The sequence below is a fragment of the Nocardia halotolerans genome, assembly GCF_042650145.1.
Taxonomy (GTDB): Bacteria; Actinomycetota; Actinomycetes; order Mycobacteriales; family Mycobacteriaceae; genus Nocardia; species Nocardia halotolerans.
This window is the reverse complement of record NZ_JBHSDL010000007.1, coordinates 75,973-96,338: the sequence shown is the minus strand read 5'-3', so window position 1 is coordinate 96,338 and position 20,366 is coordinate 75,973. Positions and strand designations below refer to the sequence as shown.

General features: G+C 67.1%; 18 protein-coding genes. 13 read left to right on the top strand and 5 right to left on the bottom strand.

Annotated features, from left to right (window positions below):
* Positions 1-82 precede the first annotated feature (82 nt).
* The 3 genes from ACFO5K_RS07665 to ACFO5K_RS07655 are packed head-to-tail and all read left to right on the top strand — an operon-like array spanning position 83 to position 2,175.
* On the top strand, positions 83-706 hold the full coding sequence (locus ACFO5K_RS07665) for an AIM24 family protein (RefSeq protein WP_378557999.1): 624 nt from the start codon (positions 83-85) through the stop codon (positions 704-706).
* 10 nt (positions 707-716) lie between these two features.
* Positions 717-1,412 carry an AIM24 family protein gene (locus ACFO5K_RS07660; protein WP_378557996.1) on the top strand — a complete coding sequence of 232 codons (696 nt, stop codon included), beginning with the start codon at positions 717-719 and terminating at the stop codon, positions 1,410-1,412.
* A gap of 4 nt (positions 1,413-1,416) precedes the next feature.
* The gene (locus tag ACFO5K_RS07655) at positions 1,417-2,175 is read left to right on the top strand and encodes an AIM24 family protein (RefSeq protein WP_378557993.1); all 759 of its coding nucleotides are present in this window, start codon (positions 1,417-1,419) and stop codon (positions 2,173-2,175) included.
* Between the two features lie 76 nt (positions 2,176-2,251).
* Here the strand turns inward: ACFO5K_RS07655 and ACFO5K_RS07650 are convergent, their stop codons facing one another.
* The 4 genes from ACFO5K_RS07650 to ACFO5K_RS07635 all read right to left on the bottom strand — a co-directional run bounded on the left by ACFO5K_RS07650 (position 2,252) and on the right by ACFO5K_RS07635 (position 8,410).
* Positions 2,252-3,055, bottom strand: a complete 804-nt coding sequence (locus tag ACFO5K_RS07650; RefSeq protein WP_378558549.1) for an HAD family hydrolase — start codon at positions 3,053-3,055, stop codon at positions 2,252-2,254.
* A 38-nt stretch (positions 3,056-3,093) separates the two neighbouring features.
* Entirely contained in the window at positions 3,094-5,760 is a 2,667-nt protein-coding gene (locus ACFO5K_RS07645) for a phosphoribosyltransferase (protein ID WP_378558545.1), read from the bottom strand.
* Positions 5,761-6,026: 266 nt separating this feature from the next.
* Positions 6,027-7,238, bottom strand: a complete 1,212-nt coding sequence (locus ACFO5K_RS07640; RefSeq protein ID WP_378557990.1) for an HpcH/HpaI aldolase/citrate lyase family protein — start codon at positions 7,236-7,238, stop codon at positions 6,027-6,029.
* 47 nt (positions 7,239-7,285) lie between these two features.
* The gene (locus tag ACFO5K_RS07635; RefSeq protein ID WP_378557987.1) at positions 7,286-8,410 is read right to left on the bottom strand and encodes a hypothetical protein; all 1,125 of its coding nucleotides are present in this window, start codon (positions 8,408-8,410) and stop codon (positions 7,286-7,288) included.
* 298 nt (positions 8,411-8,708) lie between these two features.
* On the opposite strand from ACFO5K_RS07635, the gene ACFO5K_RS07630 reads away from it, so the two are divergent.
* Together ACFO5K_RS07630 and ACFO5K_RS07625 are read left to right on the top strand one after the other, a co-directional pair.
* On the top strand, positions 8,709-9,284 hold the full coding sequence (locus ACFO5K_RS07630) for a TerD family protein (RefSeq protein WP_378557984.1): 576 nt from the start codon (positions 8,709-8,711) through the stop codon (positions 9,282-9,284).
* A 69-nt stretch (positions 9,285-9,353) separates the two neighbouring features.
* On the top strand, positions 9,354-10,463 hold the full coding sequence (locus tag ACFO5K_RS07625) for a DUF475 domain-containing protein (protein ID WP_378557981.1): 1,110 nt from the start codon (positions 9,354-9,356) through the stop codon (positions 10,461-10,463).
* 61 nt (positions 10,464-10,524) lie between these two features.
* On the opposite strand, the gene ACFO5K_RS07620 is transcribed toward ACFO5K_RS07625, so the two are convergent.
* Positions 10,525-11,907 (bottom strand): glycosyltransferase family 87 protein, encoded by a 1,383-nt coding sequence (locus ACFO5K_RS07620; protein WP_378557978.1) that lies wholly within the window; start codon positions 11,905-11,907, stop codon positions 10,525-10,527.
* 171 nt (positions 11,908-12,078) lie between these two features.
* Between ACFO5K_RS07620 and rpsF the strand changes: the two genes are divergently transcribed.
* The 8 genes from rpsF (at position 12,079) to ACFO5K_RS07580 (ending at position 20,356) form a co-directional block, all read left to right on the top strand.
* On the top strand, positions 12,079-12,366 hold the full coding sequence (gene rpsF / locus ACFO5K_RS07615; protein WP_378557975.1) for a 30S ribosomal protein S6: 288 nt from the start codon (positions 12,079-12,081) through the stop codon (positions 12,364-12,366).
* Between the two features lie 91 nt (positions 12,367-12,457).
* Positions 12,458-13,003, top strand: a complete 546-nt coding sequence (locus ACFO5K_RS07610; protein WP_378557972.1) for a single-stranded DNA-binding protein — start codon at positions 12,458-12,460, stop codon at positions 13,001-13,003.
* A 31-nt stretch (positions 13,004-13,034) separates the two neighbouring features.
* Complete coding sequence (gene rpsR, locus ACFO5K_RS07605) at positions 13,035-13,286, top strand: 30S ribosomal protein S18 (protein WP_056823934.1); 252 nt, start codon at positions 13,035-13,037, stop codon at positions 13,284-13,286.
* 16 nt (positions 13,287-13,302) lie between these two features.
* Complete coding sequence (gene rplI, locus ACFO5K_RS07600; protein WP_378557968.1) at positions 13,303-13,755, top strand: 50S ribosomal protein L9; 453 nt, start codon at positions 13,303-13,305, stop codon at positions 13,753-13,755.
* Between the two features lie 621 nt (positions 13,756-14,376).
* Complete coding sequence (gene dnaB / locus ACFO5K_RS07595) at positions 14,377-15,759, top strand: replicative DNA helicase (protein ID WP_378557964.1); 1,383 nt, start codon at positions 14,377-14,379, stop codon at positions 15,757-15,759.
* 234 nt (positions 15,760-15,993) lie between these two features.
* Entirely contained in the window at positions 15,994-17,673 is a 1,680-nt protein-coding gene (locus tag ACFO5K_RS07590; RefSeq protein WP_378557961.1) for a cutinase family protein, read from the top strand.
* A gap of 145 nt (positions 17,674-17,818) precedes the next feature.
* A complete protein-coding gene (locus ACFO5K_RS07585; protein WP_378557958.1) occupies positions 17,819-18,796 on the top strand; it encodes a hypothetical protein in 978 nt (325 codons plus the stop codon).
* Positions 18,797-18,997: 201 nt separating this feature from the next.
* The gene (locus tag ACFO5K_RS07580) at positions 18,998-20,356 is read left to right on the top strand and encodes a WS/DGAT/MGAT family O-acyltransferase (protein ID WP_378557955.1); all 1,359 of its coding nucleotides are present in this window, start codon (positions 18,998-19,000) and stop codon (positions 20,354-20,356) included.
* The last annotated feature ends 10 nt before the right edge of the window (positions 20,357-20,366 follow it).

Genomic DNA, 20,366 nt, shown 5'->3' with positions numbered 1-20,366 from the left:
CCAGCCGTGGATCGGTTAGGGTGGCGACGCTGTCGGAACGGGGCGTCGCACCCGCCTTTCCAGAGGGGACATGGGGCCTGTCATGGCGCAATTGTTCGAACAATCGAAGAAGGTGGTCGAGGCCCACCTCGCGGGTACGAGTATCCGCGCGATCGCGGGCTCGATGGTCGCCTACGAGGGCACCGTCGGGTTCAAATCCGCCGGCTTCGGCGGCGGCGAGGGCGTGCTCAGCGGCCTCAAACGCCGCGCCACCGGCGAGAAACTGTCACTGATGGAGGCCACCGGCCACGGGCGGGTCTTCTTCGCGGTGAACGGTCAGGACGTCACCGTGGTGAATCTCAACAACGAGACCCTGCAGGTGGAGTCGCAGCAACTGCTGGCCTTCGCGGGCGATCTGCGCACCGATGTGCGCTTCGCCGGGGTGGGCGGGATGTCTTCGGGCAGCGGGCTGTTCACGACCACGGTCGCCGGGCAGGGGCAGGTGGCGTTGCTGTCGGCGGGCGGTCCGCTGATCCATCTCGAGGTGTCACCGCAGTACCCGCTGATCGTGGATCCCGATGCTTTCGTCGCCGCGCGCGGCAATCTGAACCAGTCGTTCGTCACCGATGTCTCCTGGCGCACCGTGGTCGGTCAGGACGCGGGCGAGGCGTTCTCGCTGCGGTGGGACGGCCAGGGCGTGGTGCTGATCCAGCCGGCGGAACGGTAAGGGGCCGACGATGTTCGAGCAGGTCAACGGCAAGGTCGTCAAGGTCGACGTCGGGCAGGCGGGCGGTGTGGTCGGGCGCACCGGCGCGATGCTGTTCTACACCGGTCAGGTCGCGTTCGCGCCGCACCAGATCCCCGGCGCGGGTGGCGGTATGAGCGGTGGCGGACTGATGCGCATGGCCGGGCAGATGATGGCCGGTGAGCACGAGCGCACCATGCTGGCGCAGGGAAACGGTGTGGTCCATTACGGGTTCGCCGGGCTCGAGGTGCACGTGGTGCAGATGCAACCCGGTGCGGTGCTGCGGGTCGAAGCGTCGCGGCTGCTGGCCAATACCGCCGGGCTGCAGGCGTCGGTGGTGTCGGTGGCCAGTTCCGGCGGTGGCGGCGGTGGCGGGTTGATGGGCGCGCTGCGCGGTGCGGCCGCCGGTGCGGCGACCGGGCAGGGCATGTTCACCACCCAGCTCAGCGGGCACGGCGCGGCGGTGCTGCTGGCCCACGGTGGTTTCCTGGAGCTGCCGGTGGGCGGGCCGAATCCGGTGGTGGTGGACCCGCAGGCGTTCGTCGCCGCCTACGGCAACGTGCAGACCGAACTGAAGGCCGCGGTGAGCTGGCGCGACGCGGTGGGCCGCGGGTCGGGCGAGGCGATGCAATTGCATTGCCACGGACAGGGTGTGGTGTACGTGCAGGCCTCCGAAGAGAAGTTGTGAAGCGATGAGCGAAATCCTGTCCCCGATGAATCTCGGTGCCAGCGACAACATTCCGGGCAACAGCTACGCCTACTGCATCGACCTGACCGGGCCGTGGTTCATGCGCAAGGGCGCGATGATCGCCTACTACGGGCAGATCCAGTTCCAGCTGCTCACCCACGGCTTGCAGGGCCATCTGCAGAACATGGTGAGCAGCCAGTTCTCTGCTCCGCTGTTCGCCGGTGAGTACGTGGTGGCCGAGGGCCACGGGAAGCTGATCATCGGCGACCGCGGCTACGACATCAATTCCTTCGATCTCGAAGACGGCAATCTCACCATCCGTGGCGCCAACCTGCTGGCGTTCGAGCCCGGACTGGCGCTCAAGCAGTCGATCGTGCCCGGCTTCCTCACCCTGATCGGCACCGGCAAGTTCCTCGCCTCCTCGAACGGCCCGGTGATCTTCGCCGAACCACCGCTGCGGGTCGACCCGGAGGCTCTCGTCGGCTGGGCCGACTGCCCGTCGCCCAGCCACCACTACGACCAGGGCTGGATAAGCGGTTTCCTGGCGGCGGGCGCGGCCGCGATGGGCGCCACCTCCGGTGAGGAACGCCAGTTCGACTTCACCGGCGCGGGCACGGTGCTGATCCAGTCGACAGAGAAGATCATGAGCGACAACGCCCTGGTCCGCACCATCGAGGGGCAGCTACAGAGCGGGATCTCGGTGGGCGGTCTGCAGCGCATTCACGGCGTGATCTCCCAGCAGCTGTCCGGTCAACAGCACTGACCGCCTGAGTCCGTTCGGCGAGTAGCCGGCTGAGCCACTCCACCTGGCCTCAGGCCGGCCCGCCGACAGTGAAGCCTCAGGCCGGCTCACCGACGGTGAGTACGGGGTGGGCCGCGGTGTGGAACCAGTCGAGGATCTCCACACCGGCGAGGATGCCTGTCGCGGCCGTGATGGTGAGATTGGGCGCGGTGAAGCCCAGGTCCTCGAGTTCGCCGTGGCGGGGGCGGATCGCGGCGTCGGCGGCGAGCAGCATCTCGGCGTCCAGTGCGCCGTCCCCCGCCGTGAACAGCGCCGCGGTACTGCGCAATGCACCGGAATCCACCAGACGCCTACGTACTTCGGCGATGGCGAGGCTCTTACAGACGGCGTCGGGCATCGTGTAGATCTTGCGTCCCTGCTGCGAGGCCGACCACCCGTGCGTCCGGCACCAGGCGTCCCACTCGGCGAGGAAACCGGTGGGAACCGACTCGGGGCGCACCACCAGGTAGCAGAACAACTCGTCGGCCTCGCGGTACTTGCTCACCCAGGTCTGGTCTATCCGGGTCCGCAATTCGGCGCCGACCTGCGCGAGCGTGGCGCCGGTGGCGTTCACCTGGTCGTCGATGGCCACCCGCCAGGCCGGGTCGGGGATGCCGTCGACAAGAATGTTGCCGCCGTTGCTGGTGACGGCGTAGCGCCACGGCGCACCAGGCAGGGTGATGCGCTGGAACTGTTCGATCGTGCGGGTGGTGGCCGGCACCACCGGGACCACAGCGGCGAGCTCACGCAACCGTGTGACGGCCGTGCTGGTCATGTACGACAGGGGCGCGCCCTCGTAGTACTCGACGCACTCCATCGCGACGGTTCCGGCGTCTCCGAAACCATTGCGGGAGAAGATCATCGTGCGATCCAGATCGGTCGCGAACAGTGCGTCGGCACTCACTGCGGTAACTCCTTGATCAGGCCCATGCAGGAGTAGGCCAGATCGGGCACCACCTCCACCGGGACGTTGCGCGCGGCGGCGAGCAGGCGGATATGGGCGTGCTCGGGTGCGTCCGCCGCACGTACCAGCACTCGCCACGGTACCCGGCGCAGCAGCACGCGAGTGGTCTCGCCCACGCCAGGTTTGACGTAATTGACTGTGCTGATGCCGTATTCGGCGCGCACCTTCTCCACCGACGCCCACCCGGACCAGTCCGGGGTGCGATCGGAGTTCATGATGGCGGCGACGGCCGCCGGAACCCGTGCGGCGACCGTGGCGAAGGCGGCGCTCACCGCGTCGACCAGGTGGTTCGACACATCGTCGGCGGCCAGGTCGCGATAGAACTTGGCGCCGTGGAACTCGCCGGGGCCGATGAGGGTGCTGTTGAGCACCGTACGCGAAACCAACCCGGACACAGTGGAATTCAGGCACGCCGAGGCGATGAGGAAATCATCGCGGGTGCCGTAGGTGCGGACACAGTTGGCCGGGTCGGCCAGGACGACGAGCTCGTCGTCGAATCTGGCACCGCCCGCCGCGTGATAGGCGTCGAGGGCCGCTGTGAGCTCATGGGTGATCGCGCCCTTGCCGGTCCAGCCGTCGACGAACACGATCGATGCCGGGTCATGATGGTGGGCGAGGTAATCCAGTGCTACCGCGTCGATGCCGCGATCACGCACGATCGAGACCGCGTAGTGCGCAACGTCCAGGCTCGGACGGCCGATCCCGCTGGCGAGCCAGCGCCGCATCAACACACCGACCGGCGTACCCGCCCTGGCCAGCGACACCAGCACCACGTTCTCGCCACGCTCGGCGACGACGATCTCGGCCACCGTGGCCACCGCCAGCGCCAACCGCTCGGCGCTGTCGGCCAGCACCCGATCGAACAACTCCCGATACTCGGCATCGGGCTGGTACTCCACCGGCAGCGACTCGGCATAGTGCGCGACCCCGGCCTGAATGCGCCGCTCCCGTTCTGCCACATCGGCTTCCAGATCCACATCGGAGAGATCCTTCAGCAGCCACGCCACGTCCTCGGGCGCATACGAACCGAACTCCGGGCCGCGCAGCGCCTTTGGGAAGCGGCTGCCTTCGCCGACGGAGTCAGAGCGCACTCCCACCGTCGAAGCTGCCGACGTATGCTGCCGCTGATCAGGCGTCGGCGGCACGTGAGCCGAACGTGAGGCGCCACCACCATCGGCCGTCCAGCCGGTCGCGGGCGCCGTATCCGCGGAACCCGACGACGGAGAACCAGCCGGAAGATGTTGTCGCTGTGAGTTGGACACCGACTCCGAGGCTGCAACCGGGCCGCGGCCGACCGCCGTGCGACCGAGGACGGTTCGCGATCCGAGGTCCGCAGTGTTTGTCACTTCGGGTGTACCCGGAGACATGGCGGTGGCCTCCGTGGCGGCGGTTCGGACCGCTCGAAGTTCTCGAGGGTCGGCTCCAGGCAGTACTGCGGTCAGGATGTCGGCACCGGAAGCGGTGAGGACGTCGACCAGACCGCCCGGGGCGAGCAGTTCGGGAGTATCGGCGGGCGGGTCGAGCACGAACAGAAGGACCGGGTTCTGGTCGGGCCAGTGGGCGTTGTACAGGTAGCGCTGGGCCGTCGGGTCGGGCTCGGGGGCATGGAAGCGAAAGCCGCGGCGCAGCGGGTAGCCCGGTTCGTCGAGGACGTAAGCCGGTGAGCGGGTGGTGGTCTGGAAGAGAGCTGGAATTCCCGCATCGGCCAGCTCGGCGGCCAGGCGCAGGGGGAGGTACATGAGTTCCTCGTGGCCCAGCACGATGACCGGGCGGCCCGGGGACTCGGCGTCGAGGCCCACGCGCACCTCTTCGGTGACCGCTTTCAGCGCCACGTCGAAGGCGGCGGTGTCCGAGCGAAGGACGCCGTGCCTGCCGCCTTCGGGCACATCAGCAGGCCACGGCAGCTCGATGCGGCCGTGCGAGCCCGGCTGCGCAGCAACCGGATTCAGCTGCGGCATCGGCATCGATGACACCGTGTCGATCAACCCGTCCGGCAGTGTCACGCGGCCGGAAGCCAAGCACACCGTGTCGATGCGCGCACCCAGCTCGGCGGCGAACTTCGCGAACTTGTCGCGGTCGGCGAGCGTGCGCAGGTCGACCAGCGAGGCCAGCACATAGTGCGAGCGCGGGGCGAAGGCGTGCAGGGCGCGCACCGCGTCGATGGCGGTGTCACCGGTGGATATCTCGTCGTCGACGAGCACCAGCGGCAGGTCATTGGCGAAGATTCCGGCCGGTGCGGGCTGCAGCAGGTGCGAGGTGGCGTGCGAATGCCCCTCCTCGAAACCGGCGAGCGTGGTGGCGCGCGGTTCCTGGCGACGCGTGGAGTGCAGATAGCAGCTCGCGCCGATCCGCTCGGCCACACAGTGCCCCAAACCGGTCGCGGTCTCGGCGAACCCGAGCACCACTGCTTCGCGATCGCCGAGCCGGTCCCGCACGAGATCACCCAGGCGGTCACCAGCTCCGAGCACCACGCGCGGATCCGTCGGCAGATGCTTGCCCAATACCGTGGAGACCAGCAGATGGGCCCGTCGCGGGTTGCGCCGCAGCCCGGGCTGAACCAGCGCACCGATCGTCGGACCCGCCGCGAAGACTTCGTCGCCCACCCCGGCGTCGCCGCCCGTTGCGGCCGGCGCCGGATCGCGAGTCACCACATCATCGCCGCCCCGGCCCGTCGGCGACGGCTCGGGCACAGCGGCATCACCTGACGCGACCGTCGATGAACCGCACCGCGGCGCACCACCATCCGTCGCGGCCGTCACCGGGCCGAGAGTTGGCGCTTCATCTGCCGCCGCAGCGACGAAGGACTCGCTGTGGTGTAGCCGGATGCCCAGGTGCCGAGTGGCCCAAGGGCCGCCGATGGTGTCGCCGTTCATTCGGCGATCATCGCTGTGAGCAGATCCACGAAGGACACTCCCTTGTTCGCTACCCCGAAGGCGCGGGCACGGACCAGCGTCTGGCGGGCCCAACTGCGGTGGGGGCGCATCTCGTTCATCTTGTTGCGGTATTCCGAGGCCGCGACGCCACCGACGTCGGCCTCCATGATGTGCAGGGCGTCGGCGTATTCCTCGTGGGTCACCACCGACAGCGCGTGAACGGCGGCCACGTGGGAAGGGTGGATCACCGTTTTGCCCTGGATGCCGTTGGCGCGGTCGAGGGTGATCTCGCGCAACAGCCCGTCGAGGTCGCGGCTCACCAGGTACTGGCGGAACGGCACGGCGTCGGATTCCTCGAACGGCGCGGTGCGCAGCAGCGGCCGGAACATTCGTTCGTGGTCGGCGAAGTACTCCCACACCGGCCCGGTGATGATGAAACCGGTCCCGTCGGTGCGGCCGAGATAGTTCACGATGTCGGCGATCACGTCGGCGATCACCCGCACGTCGTAGATCGTGAGGTCGCGGTCGCGGCGGATACCGAAAGTGGCGCACATGTCGGTGGCGCCGATGCGTACCGCCAGCAGCTTGTCGCGGTGGCGGGCAAGGAGTTCGGCGATGCTCGCGAGCTGTTCGTCGCGGGTCTCGCGATGCACGAGACTCGCCGATTCCAGCACCGGCATCCCGTAGACGGGGCGGCCCAGCCGGAGACTGGCGTCGTCGAGCGCCTCGAGGTAGGCCGGACCGGTGAGCGAGTCGAACTTGGGGAAGACGAATCCGGTGAGCACCTCGGCGCCGGGTCCCAGCCGTTGCACCAGCTCGGCGACATTCTGGGCGTCGCGCACCCGCACGAACAGCATCGGCGTGGGTTCGCCGCTGCGTGCGAGCAGATCCAGGGCGGCCACCGCGTGCTCCTTGGCCGCCTCCACCTGGTGATCGGCCACGGCGTCTTCGAGGTCGATCACCATCGAGCAGACGCCGCGCGCGGCACGTCGCCGGATCGTCGCGGCCAGATCGGGCCGGGTCGCGGGGGCGTACAAGGTCGCCCCCAGCGCGGTCGCCAACAGCTCACGGTCGGCCGAGCCGGAGATCGGCTCCGGCTCCACCAGGAACAATTCCCGGCTGCGCGGTCCCTGCAGCTGCTGGAAGTGGCGCAGCGGAACCTGCTTGCGCAGGCAAACTTCCGGTGCGACGGCGTAGCCTGCGGTCATTTCCACCACCTCATCTCTCGGCCCGAGTCATGGCTGCTCGTGCAGTCCTATGTGTTGTCGGTCGCTATGTGTTTCCGCATGCGTTCGACCACCCCGCCGATGAAATCCGCGACAGTGTTCAGCTCGGTCACATACGCCCAATAATCTGGATGACGCCCGGTCAGTCCAGCGGTTATGCGGTCGAGGCGCTCGGCTTGCGCGTCGAGCACCGAACCCCACTCGCCGACCAGCCCGCGATCGACTGCGAGCATCTGTGCGTCCCGCAGCCGAAATCGTACGGTGCGCGCCTGTGCTTCGGGGTCGGCACGTACCCCGCGCAACAGTTCCAGCCGCCGGGTGACCGCGTCGACCAATTGCTCGGCCTCGGTGAGATGCGTTCGCGCAGTGGCGGTCAGGTCCAGTGCGGTCTCCGGGTCGCCGGCCGCGGCAGCGCCCCGCGCGGCCACCAGCTCCCGGTCGGCGGCCTCGATATCGTGGCGGCTCTGTCGTTCATTGTCGGTGAGGTCCGCGGAACTCGCGGCGTTGAATTCCCGCAGCAGCGCCGAGTAGGCGGGTCCGAGCGCGTCGGCGCGATTGCGCACCGCGGCCAGCCGCGTCGTCACCGAAGCCAGCGCGTTCGTGGCCGCCGTGGCCCGAGACGGTGCTTGCGCCAGCACTTCGGACAGTTCGGCGGTGGCGTCCTGCACCTCGGCCGCGGCCGCCCGGGCCGCGGCCACCTCCGTCTGCGGATCCACCGACGACGCGGTGCGCAACGCCTCGTTCAGCCGCCCCACACCGGCCGCCACCGACGGATACCCGCCGAACCCGGACGACTCGGCCGCCGCGAGCGCGCGTTGCCCCTCGGCACGCACCTGGGTGAGCAACTGCGGCACCGTGGCACGCACACTCGCGGCGTGCTCGAGCCCAGCGCGATGGGCGTGATAGAACTCGTCGACCCCGCGCGCCGCTTCGTGCAGGCGGCGCACCAGCGCATCGGCTCTGGCCGGGCCATCGGGGACCGGCGCGCTCGTCGCCTCGGCCGTGTCCAGTTCGTCGGTGAAGCTCAGGTATTCACCGGCCGCGGCGTAGCAGCGCGCCCGCACCGGCTCCCACACCGCGCCGACGCGGCGATCGGGGAAGACCTGCTCGCTCGCCGCCACACCCGCCTCCGCCGCCGTCTGCCTTCGGTCCATGTCGAGAAAGGCCGCCGACGTCGCCGCCCGGGCCCCACTGATCCAGCCATGATCTGCCCCCGACCTGAACCATCCGCGTCTGCGAGGTGTCACCGGCACGTCCCCTTTCCGAACCACGGATCCGAACCAGGCCGCGGTTCGCCAGCCCATTGCCCCGATCGTAGGAGATCGCCCGTGTCAACCAGGGCTCTCGACCGTTCCTACGCAAGTTCGGCGAAACCTATTACTGTCGTAGCGGTACCCCGGCGATTCGGACATGCCGGGAAACGACACACCGGACTACTCGAAGGGATCCCGCATGGGTGTCAGTCTGTCCAAGGGCGGCAACGTTTCGCTGACCAAAGAAGCCCCGAACCTGACCGCGGTCGCGGTCGGCCTGGGCTGGGACGTGCGTACCACCACCGGCACCGACTTCGACCTCGACGCGAGCGCCATCGCCACCGGCGCCGACAAGAAGGTCGTCTCCGACAAGCACTTCGTGTTCTTCAACAACCTGAAGTCCCCGGAAGGTGCCATCGAGCACGCCGGCGACAACACCACCGGCGAAGGTGAGGGCGACGACGAGGTCATCAACGTCGACCTGGCCAACACTCCGGCCACGATCGAGAGCATCTTCTTCCCGGTTTCGATCTACGATGCCGAGAGCCGCTCGCAGTCCTTCGGCCAGGTGCGCAACGCCTACATCCGCGTTGTCGACCGGGCCAACGACACCGAGCTCGCCCGCTACGACCTGACCGAGGACGCCTCCACCGAGACCGCCATGGTCTTCGGCGAGCTGTACCGTAACGGTGCCGAGTGGAAGTTCCGTGCCATCGGGCAGGGCTACGCCGCCGGTCTGGCCGGTATCGCCCGCGACTACGGCGTCAACGTCTAGTCACCGTCGCGAACAGGGGGTTCGAATGCTCGGACCCCCTGCTTGTGCGAAACAGAAAGGTCCCTCCGCGTGATAACGCGCATCTTCGGCCTGTCCATCGTTGTCACGGTGGTCTCGCTGGTCGTCGCCTACCTCTACGGCGGGCTGACCGCACTCGCACTCTGCGCGATCCTCGGCATCCTCGAGGTGTCGCTGTCGTTCGACAACGCCGTCATCAACGCCACCGTCCTGGAACGGATGAGCGAGTTCTGGCAGAAGATCTTCCTGACCGTCGGCATCGTCATCGCCGTGTTCGGTATGCGTCTGCTGTTCCCGCTGGCCATCGTGTGGGTCACCGCCGGACTGAACCCGGTGCAGGCCTTCGACCTGGCGCTCAATCCGCCGGAAAACGACGCAGCCACCTTCCCCGACGGCAGCCCCAGCTACGAGACCCTGCTCACCGACGCGCACCCGCAGATCGCGGCCTTCGGTGGCATGTTCCTGGCAATGCTGTTCCTGAACTTCATTCTCGACGAGCGTGAGATCACCTGGCTGAGCTGGCTGGAGAAGCCCCTGGCCAAGATCGGCAAGCTCGACATGCTCCCCGTGGTGGTCGCCGGCACCAGCCTGGTGCTGGTCGCGGAGTTCCTCGCCGCCGACGACGACCGCTCCACCGTGCTGGTGTCGGGTCTGCTCGGCATGATCATCTACATCCTGGTCGACGGTCTGGGCTCGATGTTCCACACCGAGCAGCTCGAAGAAGGCCCCGCCGGTGGTCCGTCCACGCTGGTGAAGGCCACCGGTAAGGCCGCGTTCTTCCTGTTCCTCTACCTCGAGGTGCTCGACGCGTCCTTCTCCTTCGACGGTGTGATCGGCGCGTTCGCCATCACCTCCGACCCGATCATCATCGCGCTGGGCCTGGGCCTGATCGGTGCGATGTTCGTCCGTTCGATCACGGTGTACCTGGTGCGCCAGGGCACGCTGGGCGACTACGTGTACCTCGAGCACGGCGCGCACTGGGCGATCGGTGCGCTGGCCACGATACTGCTCGTGTCGATCGGTGTGCACGTCGACGAACTCATCACCGGCCTCATCGGTGTGGCGTTCATCGGCGCGGCGCTGATCAGCAGCATCATGCGCAACCGCAAGGGCGAGCCCGACGCGGCGAACGAGGAAAAGGTGACCACTCCGGTCAGCTGATCGACCGAACACCGCGGCGGCGGCGAGTCCCGGTTCCGGGGTTCGCCGCCGCTGTCGTGTGTCAGCTCGGTTGCAGTGCGCGCCCCGCCGGCGAACCGGTGCCCGGCGCCACCCGGTTCGCCCCGCGCAAACGGCCTCGCAGGAACAGGAAGAACAGCACGATGAGCAGCGCCGATCGCAGCCAGACACCGAACTGAACGGTCGCCTCCAGCAGGGCATGATCCTCGCCGGCGCCCAGCGCCGCGAAGTACCGGAACACCCCGATTCCCACGGCCGCGTCCGCCACCAGATAGGCCGCGACCAGCGACCACGGCACTTCGAGCAGCACCAGGAACGGAATTATCCACAGGGTGTACTGGGGTGAGTGCACCTTGTGGAAGAGCAGGAAACCGCACAGCATCGCCGCACTCACCCCCACCCATGGGAAGGCGGTGGTGGGCGTCCAGCGCCGGTAGCCCAGCCACATTGCCAGGGCGAACGAGGCGAAGATCAGCGCGGGCGAGGCGATCGACACCATGTCGTGCCAGGTCGTGGTGGTCTCGGTCGCGCGACCGAACAGCGCCTGATGGCCCCAGTACCAGATCGAATTCGTGGTGATATCGGCCTGACGTGCCTGCTGGAACGCGATCGAGGCACGCCACCCCTCGACTCCGGCGAGCACGAACGGCAGGTTCACCACGGTCACGGTCACCATCGCGGCCAGCAGAGTCTGCGCTGCACCCGCCACATCGAGCTCACGCAACTTGCGCGAACCACGCGGCATGCCCTCGGTGAGCACATAGAACGCCAGCGGCAACACGAAGATCCCGGGATAGATCTTCAGACAGAACCCCAGCGCGAGCAGCACCGCGGCGATGATTCCGCGGGTGCGCACGGACAGGCCCGTCAGCATCGTCATCACGTAGACCGCGGCGACCGCCGTGCACACCACCGGCAGTTCCCAGTTGTGGAAGGCATAGAGCACCAGCGGTGGGCCGATCGCCCACAGCAGCGCCGCCGGGCCGGCCAGCCGGGCCAGCATCCAGGCGCTCAGCAGGGCGAACGGGGTGAGCAGCAGGGCCGAATGCCACAGGAAGTCGGCATCGTTGTCGACCCCGATCGCGCCCGCCCACATGAGCAGCCCACTGAGCACCGGGTATTCGACCGCGCCGCCGACCAGCGCACCGGCCTCGTTGATGCCGCCGTTCACGTACGGGAAGACGTGGTTGTCGATATCGCGGCCCAACCACAGAAACTGGATATCGGAATAGCAGACATCCGAATCCTTGCGCTCATCGAATACCAGGCTGCGACCCGATTCATCGATCGCCCCGCCCGCGCACCGTGCCTTGTTGGCATAGGCCAGGGCGAGGGTGAGCCCGCACAGCAGGACGATCAGAAAGGTCAGCGCCGTGGCGGTCGCCGCGCGGCGGGTGGGTCGCTGCTGCGGGACGGCCGTGATCATGTCGACCACATTATGCGGGTGTCGGCGCCATCACCGGTCCACACCCGTGGCGAAGATCGATTTCGCCGCTCACCGCCAGCTCATGTAGCCTTGCCAGGTTGCTGACGCAACGAACCCTCCTGCCACGGAAAGTCCGTGGCCGTTTACCAGTCCACAGGAGGTGATTGGTCCGTGCGTCAATATGAAGTGATGGTCATCCTCGACCCCAGCCTGGACGAGCGCATCGTCGGGCAGTCCCTGGATACTCTGTTCACGGTCGTCAAGACCGAGGGCGGCAAGGTCGACAAGGTCGACATCTGGGGCCGTCGCCGGCTCGCCTACGAGATCGCCAAGCAGGCCGAAGGCATCTACGCCATCGTGAACCTGACCGCGACTCCGGCCACCGTCAGCGAGCTCGATCGCCAGCTGGGCCTCAACGAGACGGTGCTGCGCACCAAGGTTCTGCGCAACGACAAGTAGTCCGCACCCTTCTCGAATTGTCGGAGCCTAGCTCTAGGCTCGACCGCAAAACCCGAGATGCGGACAGCACCGGCGAGCAGGAGGAACCCCCATGGCAGGCGACACGGTCATCACCGTCATCGGAAACTTGACGGCAGACCCCGAGCTTCGTTTCACGCCCGCGGGCGCAGCGGTGGCGAATTTCACCGTTGCTTCGACCCCCCGGATTTTCGATCGTAATACGAACGAGTGGAAAGACGGCGAGGCGCTGTTCTTGCGCTGCAACATCTGGCGCGAAGCAGCGGAGAACGTCGCCGAAAGCCTGACCCGAGGCGCTCGCGTCATTGTGAGCGGACGACTCAAGCAGCGCTCCTACGAAACCCGCGAGGGTGAGAAGCGCACGGTCGTCGAACTCGAGGTCGACGAAGTCGGCCCGTCACTGCGTTACGCCACCGCGAAGGTCTCCAAGGCCGGTCGCGGCGGCGGAGGCGGAGGCGGTGGCTTCGGTGGTGGTTCCGGCGGCAATGCCGGTGGTGCGAGCGCAAGTGGCGGCGGACGTCCGGCAGGTAATGCCGGCAACGACGACCCGTGGGGTAGCGCGCCCGCGGCCGGCTCCTTCGGGGGCGGCGGCCGCATGGATGACGAACCGCCGTTCTGAGGAACGGCACTCATAGTACGGAGAGAAAACCATGCCTAAAGCGCCCGCGCGCGAAAAGGTACTGAAGAAGAAGGCCTGCGCTTTCTGCAAGGAAGCGAAGTCCGGAATCGTCAATATCGATTACAAGGACACCACGCTGCTGCGTAAGTACGTCAGCGATCGCGGCAAGATCCGCGCCCGCCGCGTCACCGGCAACTGCGTGCAGCACCAGCGTGATATCGCCGTTGCCGTCAAGAACTCGCGTGAGGTGGCTCTGCTGCCTTACGTGTCGACCGCTCGCTGAGAAAGGGGTCACACAGATGAAGCTCATCCTCACCGCTGATGTCGACAACCTGGGCGCCCCTGGCGATCTCGTCGAGGTCAAGGACGGCTATGGCCGCAACTTCCTGCTGCCCCGCGGTCTGGCCATCCAGGCCACCCGTGGCGCCCAGAAGCAGGTCGACGGCATTCGTCGCGCCCAGGACGCCCGCAAGGTGCGCGACCTGGATCACGCCAACGAGCTGAAGCAGGCCATCGAGGGCCTGTCCTCGGTCTCGCTGACGGTGAAGACCGCCGACAGCGGCAAGCTGTTCGGTTCGGTCACCACTGCCGACGTGGCTTCGGCCATCAAGGCCGCCGGTGGCCCCGTGGTCGACAAGCGCAGCATCGAGCTGCCGAAGTCGCACATCAAGGCGACCGGCAAGCACGGCATCGCGGTGCACCTGCACCCCGATGTGGTTGCCAAGTTCGACCTCGAGGTTACGGCGAACTGATCACCGCCGCGGCGTAAGCCGTAGCGACACAGCTCGTTGGAGACCACCCCTGTGCCACGCACGGGGGTGGTTTCCGCTGCCTTCTTCCGGGCCCGCTTGCGGGTTTGCCGATCGGTAGCCGCCGGGCCGTCCGATGTGGACCGTTCTGCGCGGACCGCGATCGGCAACGGTTTGACCTCCCGTTATTCACCCTGTGGATGACCGCGGAAACCAACCGGCATATTTGTGACTCCAGTCATAACCTGCGCCCTCGCTGTTTCACCCAACACGCCCGGTTGTTCACCTCGGGCGACACGCGGAACTTCTTTCATCCACAGGGCGAAAGTCGGACAAACCGGGGTCTAGCAGGGCGTTTCACGGCACTGACCTGGGTTTTCCCCACGTTCTCCACAGGAGCTGCACAACAGCGGGTGAACTACCCCCAAGTTATCCACAGTTGTGTGCACATGTCGGCTTGGCGCGTCTCGAAACGTCGCCTAGGTTCGTCGCATTGCCCTGCGAACGGCCCCGGGAAGCGCGCAGGCAAACCGATTGCTGACCGACGTGTCAGCGCCCGGGAGTACAACGAGTACATCGATGTGAAACCCCCGGTTCTGTGGGCAGAGAGGACGGTCGATTCTGGTGACTACCACCGGTGACCGCGCACATACCGAGTTCTCGCCCGAACCTCCCGGCGAGGACTTCGGCCGTCAGCCCCCGCACGACATGGCCGCCGAACAATCCGTCCTCGGCGGCATGCTGCTCAGCAAGGACGCCATCGCCGACGTGGTCGAGGTGCTGCGCCCCGGCGACTTCTACCGCCCCGCCCACCAGGCGATCTACGACACCATCCTCGACCTCTACGGCCGCGGCGAACCCGCCGACCCCGTCACCGTCTCCGCCGGCCTCGACCGCCGCGGCGAACTCAAACGCATCGGCGGCCCGCCCTACCTGGTCACCCTCACCCAGACCGTCCCCACCGCGGCCAACGCCGGCTACTACGCCGAGATCGTCGCCGAAAAGGCCATCCTGCGTCGCCTCGTCGAAGCCGGCACCCGCATCGTCCAGTTCGGCTACGCCGGCGCCGACGGCCAAGACGTCGCCGAGGTCGTCGACCGCGCCCAAGCCGAGATCTACGAAGTCACCGAACGCCGCACCACCGAAGACTTCACCCCCCTGGAAGAACTCCTCCAGCCCACGATGGACGAAATCGACTCCATCGCCTCCCGCGGCGGCATCTCCCTCGGCGTCCCCACCGGCTTCACCGAACTCGACGAACTCACCAACGGGTTGCATCCGGGTCAGATGATCATCGTGGCCGCTAGGCCTGGTGTCGGTAAATCGACCCTGGGAATGGATTTCATGCGCAGTTGCTCGATCAAGCACGGCATGGCCAGTGTCATTTTCTCGCTGGAAATGAGCCGCACCGAGATCGTGATGCGTCTGCTCTCGGCCGAGGCGAAGATCAAGCTCGGGGATATGCGTTCGGGGCGGATGAGCGATGACGACTGGACCAAGCTCGCTCGTCGGATGAGTGAGATCAGCGAGGCGCCACTGTTCGTCGACGATTCACCGAACCTGACCATGATGGAAATTCGGGCGAAGGCGCGGCGGCTCAAGCAGCGCCACGATCTGAAACTTGTCGTGGTGGACTACCTGCAGCTGATGAGCTCGGGCAAGAAGGTGGAATCCCGGCAGCAGGAAGTCTCGGAATTCTCGCGCCACCTCAAGCTGCTCGCCAAGGAACTCGAAGTTCCCGTGATCGCGATCTCGCAGCTGAACCGTGGTCCCGAACAGCGCACCGACAAGCGGCCCATGGTGTCCGATTTGCGTGAATCTGGATCGCTCGAGCAGGATGCGGACATGGTCATCCTGCTGCACCGCCCGGATGCCTTCGAACGCGACGACCCCCGCGGCGGCGAAGCCGACCTGATCGTCGGCAAACACCGAAACGGCCCCACCGCCACCATCACCGTCGCCCACCAGCTCCACCTCAGCCGTTTCGTGGACATGGCCCGCGGCTGATCCGACGCCACGTAGTTTCTCACGCCAATCGATAATCGCTAGGGCTTGTTTACGTGACGTTCGAGCACTGTCGCGGTGCGCGAGGTCGCCGCGCACGACCAGGTGAGGGGCTGGAACCGGGTTTGATAGCTGTTCGCTGTAGTAACGATCCGCAGGTGGGGCACGACAACCTCGGTGACATGCGGCCCGTCGGGGGGCCTGCCCACCTGTAGGTCATTCGAACGGGATCAACATATGAATCTGCGCGCGTTTCTCGCGAAACATCGCCTTGCTTCGGCTGTTGCCGCTCCTGCGGCGTTGGGGGTCGCGGCGATCGTGGCCGCGGCCTTCGCGGTGACATCGGAACCGGCCTCGCCCGAGTACACCCTCACCACCTCGGTGACCGAGTGCCGCGAGATGGTGACCATCTCGGTGGCCGGGCGCAACGACACCCCGGTCGAAGGCACCACGGCGATGCTGCTCGACGCGAACGGCAATCCGCTGCCCGCAGCCCTGTCGGGTGATCACAGCAGCGTGTGGGTGGATCCGGTGGTGAACGCGCCACGCGGCGATCTGGCCGAAGGTGAGTACGCGGCGGTCTACATCGCCTACCCGGCGGACATGTCGACCTATGAGGACGCGGTCAACGCCGGGGTGGCCAATACCCAGCAGGTGATGCGGGAGATCTCGGCGGCCTGCCCGGACACCAAGTTCTCCATCGTCGGCTACAGCGAGGGCGCCGATGTGGTGCGCCGGGTGGCCGAGGGCATCGGCAACGATTCGCCCGAGGACGGGTATTCGGTGGTCGACCCCGATGACGTGCTCGGTGTGGTGATGTTCGCCGATGCCGGTCGCGCGGCCGGTGACGGTCCGTTCATCGGCGCGGAGGACCCCTTCGCCAACCCGGACGGCTTCGATCAGCAGTACCAGAACGGTGCGAAGCCGGTCTCGGGCAAGGGTGTGACCACCGGCGGCGACTTCGGTGCGCTCAACGGCAAGATCGCCTCGTTCTGCTCCGAGGGCGACCTGACCTGTGCCGCGCCGGAGAACATTTCGCTGCTCCAGCTGGCGGCGAACGTGGGCAGGCAGATCAATGTCGACGATCTGCAGCGCGACGGTCTCACCCCCGCTACCGGCCAGGACATGGCGTTCACCCTGGGCCGGATCGCGATGGCGGCGTTCTCCGATATCGGCGCCAACCCGAACTGGATGGCCAGCGACGAGACGTTCCTCGATGTGCTGCTGAAGGTTTCGGACCCGGACTACACACCGGGTGAGTCGAAGGCGCCGGCGAAGGTGGATTCGATCGCCGCCGAGCAGGTTTCACCACTGGCTTACCTGCCGCAGAAGGTGTTCAACGAGATCATCGGACTGATCGTGACGAACCAGAACACCATTCCGGTGGCGATGAGCGACCCGTACCAGCTCACCCTCGGCCCGAACGGCACCGGTCATCACTTCGACTACTGGCGTGATTCCGACGCCGCCAACGGCAAACCGCTGACCTCGGCGGAGTACGCGGCGGCCTGGTTGACGCACCTGGCCAAGCAGGCTCAGGCCGGTGAGCAGGCCGACACCAAGTCCGCGCCCGACGACGCCGATGTGGCCGCCGCGCTGGCCGCGCCGACCGAGCCCGCGACGACCACCACCGCGGCGGCGCCGAGCACCACGAAGACGAGTGCGACGAGCACGACGAAGACGACCGCGCCCGCCACCACCTCGACGCCCGCCACCAGCACGACCGAGGCACCGGCCACGTCCGACGTGACGGCCACGACGGAGTCCCCGGCCACGACGCCGCCGTCGACCACCACGCAGGCGCCGGAGCCGGAGACGAGCGAGTCCGCGCCGGTGAGCACCACCGCGCCGACGACCACACCCGCGTCGACCACCACCGCGCAACCGTCGAGCACCACGCCGGTTCCCGCGAGCTGATCACCGCGCAATCCCCGGTACGGCAGCTTTTCCGCTGCGGTACCGGGGATTTTCGCGTCGACGGAGAGGCATCACACAGCTACGACATCGACGGCAACGCGCCGATCATGGTGACTGTTACCGGCCTCGGTGCAATGATCGGCGGGTGACTCAGTGGCTCCCCCTCCTCGGCTCGCTCCCCGTCGCCGGCGCAGTTCTGGTCGGCGTGCTCGCCAACAACCGCACGCACCGCGACGGTATCGCGGCCGCCGACGAGCGCGGCAGACAGGCACTCGACGCCGCGCAACGCCATGTCGAGTTGTCGAACATAGTGGGTGACCAGCGCGATCACGATGCGTGGCGCCGGGAGGCGGTGCTCGCCGCGGTGGCTTCGATTCTGGAGACCTCGGCGTCGGTGCGCGCCGATCTGGCCAGTTGCGGCGAATGGGATCTGGTCACCACCGACGAGATCGACAATGTGGGCGCACAGATCCACAAGGTGATCTGGGATCGCCCGAGCAGCATGCTCACTCGGCTGCGGGTGGTGGCGCACCGCCGCATCCCGAACAAATGTGAAGACCTCTTGCGCACCCTGACGGCCGCTCAGCACATCACGATGCAGCGGCTGAAGCTCCACATCGATGTGGAGGCCACCGTCGAGGAGCTCGAGGAGATGGCTTCGCTGTGGCAGAAGGCGATGCGCCATGCCGCCGAGCAGGAGCGGGCGCTGGTGGAGACCACGCGCATCGAGCTCGGGATCGAGATCGCCACGAAATCTCCCGTGGGGGCAACGGTTACGGCGCCGCAGCCGGTCGTCGAATCTCCGGTTGCCGACGCCCACTCTGCCGACGGCTCAGCGACTGAAGAAGACACCGCGGCAACCGATTCCCGGACCACCGAGTCCGATCCGGTCGAAAGTCACACCACCACAACCTCAGCCAGCGAGACGGACTCCACCACGGTCCAGGCGACCGAGGCCCACTCGGCCGCATCGCCTGCGACCGCGGCCGACGCCACTCAGGAAACCTCTTCCGAGCGAACCGAACTCGACGCCGGCGCCGACGTCGAACCGGATCCGGCACCGGGACAACAGCACCGCGACAACGCGGCCGAACCGCGCGAGCCCGAAACGGTCCGTGTCTGAAGCTGGCGTTCAGCACCCTTGCGTACGGGAAACTCCCGCTCACCTGCAAGGTTGCGGCACGGTGTGCCGGCATCGGCTGACGTGCCCGCTACGGCCGGGTAACTTGGACAACGGCGCGTGACATCTCACGCCGCCGACCCGACAGCGTGGTCGATCGTCACAAGCATGTTCTGATCCACTCTCGTCAGGGGGCGATTGGTTGTGGAGTTCATAGCACCGCTGGATGCGCTGTTCCTGCTCGCGGAATCTCGTGAGCATCCGATGCACGTCGGCTCGCTCCAGTTGTTCGAACCGCCGGAAGACGCCGGGCCCGACTACCTGCGCGACTTCCGCGACACCCTGCTGGCCGACAAGACGTGCCGGCCGACATTTCGCAAGCGGCCCGCCACCTGGCTCGGCGCGCCGCAGCTGGCCTGGGCCCAGGAAGGTGAGGTCGACCTGGACTATCACGTGCAGCACAGCGCGTTACCCGCGCCGGGCCGCCTGGCCAACCTGCTCGATCACACCTCCACTTTGCACAGCGGCCTGCTCGACCGGCATCGCCCGTTGTGGGAGCTGCATTTCGTGGAGGGCCTGGCCGACGGGCGGTTCGCGCTCTATTCGAAGATGCACCACGCGCTGATCGATGGTGTTTCCGCGCAGCGCATTCTGCGCCGCACCCTCAGCACCGACCCGTTCGGCACCGAGGTCACCGCGCCGTGGAATCTGCCGCGCACGGTACGCCCGGAGGTGGAGCGGGTGTCGCGATCGAAGCTGGGCGGGCTGCTGGGTGGGCTGTCGGCGGCGGGTTCGTCGACCGCGGCGCTGCTGAAAGCGACTCGCACCGGCTTGCTGCAACAGCAGTTGACGCTGCCGTTCGAGGCGCCGCACACGCTGTTCAATGTGCCGATCGGCGGGGCGCGCAAGTGTGTGGTGCGCACCTGGTCGCTGGATCGGGTCAAGCAGGTGAAGAAGGCGACCGGGACCACGGTCAACGATGTTGTGCTCGCGATGTCGGCGGGGGCGTTGCGGTCGTATCTGCTCGAGCGCGACGCGCTGCCGGACAAGCCGATGATCGCGATGGTGCCGGTGTCGTTGCGCGAGGAGCACGACACCGATTCCCAGGGCGTGAAGGTGGCGGCGCTGTTGTGCAATCTGGGCACCGATATCGCCGACCCGCTGGAACGGCTGCGGGTGGTGAGTGAGTCGACGCGCCGCAACAAGGAGGTGTATCGCTCGCTGACGCCGACGCAGACGCTCGCGGTGGCCGGGCTGATGTTGAGTCCGATGGCGGCGATGTTGCTGCCCGGCTTCGCCTCGATGGGTGCGCCGCCGTTCAACATCGTCATCTCGAATGTGCCGGGACCGCGGGAACCGCTGTACTGGAACGGGTCCCGTCTCGATGCCACCTATCCGCTGTCCATTCCGCTGGACGGGCAGGCGGTGAACATCACTCTCACCTCCACCGGCGACAACCTCGACATCGGTCTGGTGGGTTGCCGGCGCACCGTGCCGGATCTGCATCGGCTGCTCGATCATCTGGAGCGGTCGCTGTCGGCCCTCGAGGATGCCGCCGCCTGAAAATCGACCA

Excerpts from the sequence above, each read along its gene's own strand:
- ACFO5K_RS07665 (WP_378557999.1), top strand. The coding sequence starts at position 83 with ATGGCGCAATTGTTCGAACAATCGAAGAAGGTGGTCGAGGCCCACCTC.
- ACFO5K_RS07660 (WP_378557996.1), top strand. The coding sequence starts at position 717 with ATGTTCGAGCAGGTCAACGGCAAGGTCGTCAAGGTCGACGTCGGGCAG.
- ACFO5K_RS07655 (WP_378557993.1), top strand. The coding sequence starts at position 1,417 with ATGAGCGAAATCCTGTCCCCGATGAATCTCGGTGCCAGCGACAACATT.
- ACFO5K_RS07650 (WP_378558549.1), bottom strand. The coding sequence starts at position 3,055 with ATGATCTTCTCCCGCAATGGTTTCGGAGACGCCGGAACCGTCGCGATG.
- ACFO5K_RS07640 (WP_378557990.1), bottom strand. The coding sequence starts at position 7,238 with ATGACCGCAGGCTACGCCGTCGCACCGGAAGTTTGCCTGCGCAAGCAG.
- ACFO5K_RS07635 (WP_378557987.1), bottom strand. The coding sequence starts at position 8,410 with ATGGACCGAAGGCAGACGGCGGCGGAGGCGGGTGTGGCGGCGAGCGAG.
- ACFO5K_RS07630 (WP_378557984.1), top strand. The coding sequence starts at position 8,709 with ATGGGTGTCAGTCTGTCCAAGGGCGGCAACGTTTCGCTGACCAAAGAA.
- ACFO5K_RS07620 (WP_378557978.1), bottom strand. The coding sequence starts at position 11,907 with ATGATCACGGCCGTCCCGCAGCAGCGACCCACCCGCCGCGCGGCGACC.
- ACFO5K_RS07610 (WP_378557972.1), top strand. The coding sequence starts at position 12,458 with ATGGCAGGCGACACGGTCATCACCGTCATCGGAAACTTGACGGCAGAC.
- rpsR (WP_056823934.1), top strand. The coding sequence starts at position 13,035 with ATGCCTAAAGCGCCCGCGCGCGAAAAGGTACTGAAGAAGAAGGCCTGC.
- rplI (WP_378557968.1), top strand. The coding sequence starts at position 13,303 with ATGAAGCTCATCCTCACCGCTGATGTCGACAACCTGGGCGCCCCTGGC.
- ACFO5K_RS07590 (WP_378557961.1), top strand. The coding sequence starts at position 15,994 with ATGAATCTGCGCGCGTTTCTCGCGAAACATCGCCTTGCTTCGGCTGTT.